The organism is Myxococcus sp. AB056 (assembly GCF_006547365.1).
Classification (GTDB): domain Bacteria; phylum Myxococcota; class Myxococcia; order Myxococcales; family Myxococcaceae; genus Myxococcus; species Myxococcus virescens.
The window spans coordinates 1-1573 of the sequence record NZ_VHLB01000198.1; the positions used below are offsets into that span (position 1 = coordinate 1).

A 1573-nucleotide genomic window follows, 5' to 3' on the forward strand; every position below is an offset into this window, starting at 1 on the left:
ACGGGGGGCGGCGGAGGAGGGGGCGGCGGACGGAACACCACGTCCGTGCCCTTCTTCTCTTTGATGACTTCCGTCACCTTGCCGGCAGCGGTGACGGCGGCGATGCCCATCAGCGCGAACACGGCGACGGACGCCGTAGTGGAGAGCGCGAACCGCCGCGCCGATTGGACGTCCGGGCCGCTGTCGAAGGTCTCGAACATGACTGGACGCGCATATAGCGACGCCATGTGTCGGGCCTGTCCGGAGCCCGTGACACTTTGCTTCCATCAACTTGACGGGAGCGTCACGGCGCGAGCCCGCCACCAAAGCAACGTGGCAGGCGTGACACGGCGTCGGCGTCCGCCACCGCTCGCGGTGCGCCCATGCGGCGCATCTGCGACAGCAGGGCGATCAACAACGCGGTGTAGACGAGCGCGAAGGGGCGCCACAGGAGGACGTGGCGGCTCCATTCCGCGCCCAGTCCCGAGTCAGAGACCAGGAGACCCGTGAGGGCGATGAGCGCCACCAGCACCAGGTTGGGCCGGTGGCGGCTCTCCACCGCGGCGCGGATCAACGGCCAGGCCAGCACGTAGTTCGCGCGCCACGCCAGCGGTGACAGCAGGGTGACACCCAGGCAACACACGGCGATGAGGTCCGCCGGCCCGGGTCTTGCCCACACCACGGCGGCGATGAAGAGGACCAGCGCCACGGCCTGCGCCAGCGACATGTCACCGGGGGGCACCACGGTGTCGGGCGGGTACACCAGCGCCAGCAGCACGGTGGGCAGGCCCTGGGTGTTGGACTGGAGCGCCCAGGGCGGCGTGGTGCGCGCCAGGGTGTCGCTCCACAGTTGGAACTGGACCAGCGTGCCGTCCCAGCCGTAGCGGGCGAGCGTGGGCAGGGTGAGCATCCCTCCCACCACGGCGGTGGCGCCGATGACGCGCCAGTGCCGGCGCCACAGGAAGAAGAGGCCGACGAGGGCGGCGGGCGGCTTGAGCAGGAAGGCGACGGCGAAGGCGGCGCCAGGGCGCCACACCTGTCCGCGTTCGGCGCCGAGCGTGCACAGGAGGATGAGCAGCAGGATGACGGCGTCCACCTGGCCGTAGAACAGCTCGAAGGTGAAGGCCGGCAGCAGGGCCAGCGTCGTCAGCGCGGGCGCCCAGGCCCAGGGCGTGGCTTCCCCCGACGCAGGCGTGGCGCGCATGGTGAGGCGGGCCACGGCGGCGAGCGCGGCGATGGAGCCCAGGTTCCACAGGGCCACGGCGGCGCGCGCGGGGAGCAGGGTGAAGGGAAGGAAGAGGGGCGCGGTGATGGGCGCGTACTTGAACGGCATGTGGCCGTCGGACAGGCGGTAGATGTCCGTGGCTTCCCAGAAGCGCTCGGCCGCCATGAGGTAGACGCGGAAGTCCACGCCCCTGCGGGGATGCTGACCCACGGCGATGGCGGCCACGGCCAGGACGGCCAGCACGAGCCACCAGGCCCAGCGCGCCCAGCGCGCGCTCACTCCAATGGATGTCCCCTCACCCGCGGCCGGTGGGGGGGATTCGGAGCCGGAGGGCCCCGGGGCGACGGCGGTCATCGGTAGGGAGGGGTG

Annotated in this window: 1 protein-coding gene and 1 pseudogene; both read right to left on the bottom strand. The window is 71.6% G+C overall.

Annotated features, from left to right (window positions below; translation table 11 throughout):
- A pseudogene (locus FMP39_RS37090) lies at positions 1-200 on the bottom strand (energy transducer TonB); the annotation flags it as partial.
- 83 nt (positions 201-283) lie between these two features.
- Positions 284-1573 (bottom strand): glycosyltransferase family 87 protein (locus FMP39_RS37095; RefSeq protein WP_228558655.1); only part of this gene is annotated, 1290 nt, incomplete at its 5' end.